Genomic DNA, 4895 nt, shown 5'->3' with positions numbered 1-4895 from the left:
TGAGGGTGGGGGGGGGGGGGGGTTACAGGCGGGGGTGGGGAGTGGGGGGCGGGCGCGCCCCCCCCCGGCCGCTACGGGTTGGCGACCAGGCCCAGCTCGGCGACGCTCGCGGTCAGCCGGTGGCGCGGCAGGACCCGCACGGTGTAGCCGAACGCGCCGGTGCGCCCGAGCGGGATGGTGCCCTCGTAGCGCAGGGCGCCCTCGCTGTCCCCCACCGCCGCCAGCGACAGCGTCGCCGGGTCGAGGATCCGGTCGGACTGGTCGACCCGCCCGTAGGAGGCCAGGACGTCGACGTCCTCGGGGGCGAGCCCGCCGAGTTCGACCGTCGCCCGGACCACCAGCGACTGGCCCGCCTGGGGGGTGTCGCCGAGACCGGCGGAGTCGACGTTGAGCACCCGCACCCCCGGCCAGGACGCGCGGACCCGGTTCTTCCAGGCGGACAGGTCGCGGGCGCCGGCGAGGCCGTCGGCGGCGGTGGTCCGCGCCGAGACCGCGGCGGGGACGTAATACCGCTGGACGTACTCCTGCACCATCCGGCTGGCGAGCACCTGCGGGCCCAGCGTCGAGAGGGTGTGCTTGACCATCGCCGTCCAGCGCGGCGGCGGGCCGCCGGCCGGGCGGTCGTAGAACCGCGGGGCGACGGTGTTCTCCAGCAGCTCGTACAGGGCGATGGACTCGAGGTCGTCGCGGCGGTCGGGGTCCTCGACGCCGTCGGCGGTCGGGATCGCCCAGCCGTTCTGGCCGTCGAACATCTCGTCCCACCAGCCGTCCCGGATGGACAGGTTCAGACAGCCGTTGAGCGCGGCCTTCATCCCGGAGGTGCCGCACGCCTCCAGCGGGCGCAGCGGGTTGTTCAGCCACACGTCCGAGCCGGAGTACAGGAACCGCGCCATGCCGATGTCGTAGTCCGGCAGGAACACGATCCGCGCGCGCACGGACGGGTCGTCGGCGAACTGGACGATCTGCTGGACGAGCAGTTTCCCGCCGTCGTCGGCGGGATGCGCCTTGCCGGCGATCACCATCTGGATCGGCCGCTCGGAGTGCAGCAGCAGGCGGCGCAGCCGCTCGCGGTCGCGCAGCATCAACGTGAGGCGCTTGTAGGACGGCACCCGGCGGGCGAACCCGATGGTCAGCACGTCCGGGTCGAACACCGACTCGACCCAGTCCAGCTCGCCGGGGGCGGCGCCGCGTTCGAGCCAGGACGCGCGGACCCGGCGGCGGACCTCGGCGACGAGCCGTTCCCGCAGCTGGCGCCGGATGCTCCAGACGACGTCGTCGGGCAGGGTGGAGATCTTCGCGAAACCGGCGGCGTCGTCGGAGAGCAGGCTCGGCCCGGGCTCGCGGTCGGTGAGCTCCAGCACGGAACGCGACACCCAGGTGGGGGCGTGCACGCCGTTGGTCACCGAGCCGATCGGCACCTCGGCGGCGTCGAAGCCGGGCCACAGCCCGGCGAACATCTCCCGGCTGACGATGCCGTGCAGCTTGCTGACGCCGTTGGAACGCTGCGCGAGACGCAGCCCCATGTGCGCCATGTTGAACACGTTCGGGTCGGGCTCGACGCCGAGTTCCAGGATCCGCTCGACGGGCACGCCCGGCCACGAGTTGTCGCCGCCGAAGTGGCGGGCGACGAGGTCGCGGGGGAAGCGGTCGATGCCGGCGGGCACCGGGGTGTGCGTGGTGAACAGGGTGCCGGCGCGGGCGGCCTCCAGCGCCTCGTCGAAGCTCAGCCCGGTCTCGACGAGCTCGCGGATGCGTTCCAGGCCGAGGAAGCCGGCGTGCCCCTCGTTGGTGTGGTAGACCTCCGGCGCCGGGTTGCCGGTGACCCCGGCGTAGGCGCGCAGCGCCCGCACCCCGCCGATGCCCAGCAGCATCTCCTGCAGCAGACGGTGGTCGGTGCCACCGCCGTAGAGCCGGTCGGTGACGCCGCGCTCGCCCGGCTGGTTGTCCTCGACGTCCGAGTCGAGCAGCAGCAGCGGAACCCGCCCGACCTGGGCCTTCCAGATCTGCGCGTGCAGGGTGCGGCCTTCGGGCAGGCCGACCGCGACCTTCACCGGGCGGCCGCCGGAGTCGGTGAGCTGGGTCAGCGGCAGGCCGTGCGGGTCGATGCCGGGGTAGCGCTCCTGCTGCCAGCCGTCGCGGGACAGCGACTGGACGAAGTAGCCCGCCCGGTACAGCAGCCCGACGCCGATGAGCGGCACGCCGAGGTCGCTGGCGGTCTTGAGGTGGTCGCCGGCGAGGATGCCCAGGCCGCCGGAGTACTGCGGCAGCACCTCGGTGATGCCGAACTCCGGCGAGAAGTAGGCGATCGCCGAGGGCGCGCCCGCCAGGTTCGCCCGCTGGTACCACAGGTCCGCGGCGAGGTAGTCCTGGAGATCGTCGGCGACGGCGGTGAGTCGGCGTACGAACCGCCGGTCGGCGGCGAGGGCGGTGAGCCGGTCGTGGTCGACCTCGCCGAGCAGGCGGACCGGGTCACCCTTGGTGGCCCGCCAGAGCTCGGGATCGACCGACTCGAACAGGTCGAGTGTCTCCGGGTGCCACGACCAGCGGAGATTGAGAACAAGTTCCCCCAGCGGAGCGAGCTGCTCCGGGAGCTGCGCACGGACGGTGAACCGTCGTAGGGCTCTCACGAAGAGGTGAGCCTAGACAGTGTTGGTGACATCCACGCAGCCGGGTTCGACCGGCGGGTTACGTTCCCCGAACATCTCGCTGTCGGACCGGGGTGAGCAGCCCCGATCCTCCGCAAATGCCCGCCCGCAACGGTCGGATCGGCTTGCCTACTCGTCGTCGCGGCCCGCCCGCACCGCCTCGGTGATGACCGCCATGACGGCCGGATCGCGCAGGGTCGTCACGTCGCCGAGCTCCCGGCCGGCGGCGACGTCGCGCAGCAGCCGGCGCATGATCTTGCCGGAGCGGGTCTTCGGCAGCTCGTCCGCCCAGATGATCCGCCGTGGCCGGGCCAGCTTGCCGATCCGGCGGGCGACGTGCTCGCGCAGCTCGGCCTCGATCGCCGCGTCGCCGGCGCGGTTGCCGGTCAGGGTCACGAAGGCGACGATCGCCTGCCCGGTCTGCTCGTCGGGCTCCGCGACGACCGCCGCCTCGGCGACGGCCTCGTGGGCGACGATCGCCGACTCCACCTCGGCCGTGGACAGCCGGTGCCCCGACACATTGATCACGTCGTCGATCCGGCCGATGATCCAGAAGTAGCCGTCGGCGTCGAGCCGGGCCGCGTCGCCGACCAGATACGTCGTCGGGCCGAACCGGGAGAAGTACGTCTCGACGAAGCGCTCGTCGTCCTTGTACAGGGTGCGCAGCATCGACGGCCACGGCTTGGTGATCACCAGGATGCCGGTGCCCTCGGTGACCGGCTCCCCGGCCTCGTCCAGCAGCGCCGGGCTGATCCCCGGCAGCGGCTTCGTCGCCGAGCCCGGCTTCGTCGCCGTGACCCCGGCCAGCGGCGAGATCAGCACCGCGCCGGTCTCGGTCTGCCACCAGGTGTCGACGATCGGGCAGCGGCCGCCGCCGATCACCAGGTGGTACCAGAGCCAGGCCTTCGGGTTGATCGGCTCGCCGACCGTGCCGAGCACCCGCAGTGACGACAGGTCGTGGCGGGCGGGGTACTCGGCACCCCATTTGATGCAGGAGCGGATCGCGGTGGGCGCGGTGTAGAACACCGTGACCCGGAACTCCTCGACGATCCGCCACCAGATGTCGTGGTCCGGGTAGTCCGGCGCGCCCTCGTACATCACGCTCGTCGCGCCGCCCGAGAGCGGGCCGTACACGATGTAGGAGTGGCCGGTGATCCAGCCGACGTCCGCGGAGCACCAGTACACGTCGGTGTCCGCATCGATGTCGAAGACCACCCGGTGGGTGTACGTCGCACCGAGCAGGTAGCCGGCGGTGGTGTGCAGGATGCCCTTCGGCTTCGCCGTCGACCCGGAGCTGTACAGGATGAACAGCGGATGCTCCGCGGGCAGCGGGACCGCCGGGCAGTCCGGGTCCGCGCCGGCGAGCAGGTCGTCGAACCAGACGTCGCGCCCGGGGGTCATCGGCACCTCGCCGGGGTTCTCCCCCGGGCCGCGGACCACGACGATGTGCTGGAGCGCCGGCAGGTCGCCGAGTTCGGCGTCGACCGCGGCCTTCACCGGGGCGCGCCGGCCCTTGCGCCGCGCGCCGTCGACGGTGATGAGCACCAACGCGTCGGAGACCTCCATCCGCTCCCGCACCGCGGACGGCGCGAACCCGCCGAAGACCACGTTGTGCACCGCGCCGATCCGGGCGCAGGCCAGCATCGCGACCGCGACCTCGGGGATCATCGGCAGGAAGATGCCGACGACGTCGCCAGCGCGGACCCCGAGCGCCCTCAGCCCGTTCGCCAGCCGCTGGACGTCGGCGAGCAGGTCCGCGTAGGTCACGTCACGGCGCTCGCCCTCCTCCCCGCGCCAGTGGAACGCGACCCGCTCGCCGCGGCCGGCGGCGACGTGGCGGTCCAGGCAGTTCGCGGACAGGTTCAGCTCGCCGTCGGCGAACCAGGTGTAGAAGGGCGGGTTCGTGTCGTCGAGGACCTGGGTGAACGGCTTGTCCCAGCTCAGCAGTTCGCGGGCGGCGTCGGCCCAGAAAGCCACCGGATCGGCGTCGGCGGCGGCGCGGTCCGCCTCCACCGGTCGGCGCCGGGTGAACCCGGCCGGCGGGTCGAAGCTCTCGACCGCCAGCAGGTTCTCCAGCGTCGCCTCCAGGTCCGCCACGGTTCCTCCCACGTCGATGTGTCCGGGACCCGGTCAGGTCACCAATGATCACCGGTCTACCACGAACCGGCCCCCGCGGATAATGCCCCGTGGAGTGGTGTAGATCGGTTCGCGTTCCGCTCTGCGTCTTTCGCTATTATGCGGCCTGAATAT

General features: G+C 72.2%; 2 protein-coding genes. Both read right to left on the bottom strand.

Annotated features, from left to right (window positions below):
* Positions 1-71: 71 nt before the first annotated feature.
* Positions 72-2627: an alpha-glucan family phosphorylase gene (glgP, locus tag MXD58_RS19955; RefSeq protein WP_248841356.1), complete on the bottom strand. Its 2556-nt coding sequence runs from the start codon at positions 2625-2627 to the stop codon at positions 72-74.
* A 147-nt stretch (positions 2628-2774) separates the two neighbouring features.
* Entirely contained in the window at positions 2775-4742 is a 1968-nt protein-coding gene (acs, locus tag MXD58_RS19950) for an acetate--CoA ligase (RefSeq protein ID WP_248841355.1), read from the bottom strand.
* Positions 4743-4895 lie beyond the last annotated feature (153 nt).

It is taken from the genome of Frankia sp. AgKG'84/4 (assembly GCF_023242965.2).
Classification (GTDB): Bacteria; Actinomycetota; Actinomycetes; order Frankiales; family Frankiaceae; genus Frankia.
Note: the sequence above shows the minus strand (reverse complement) of the source record. Positions and strands in the feature narration are given on the sequence as shown.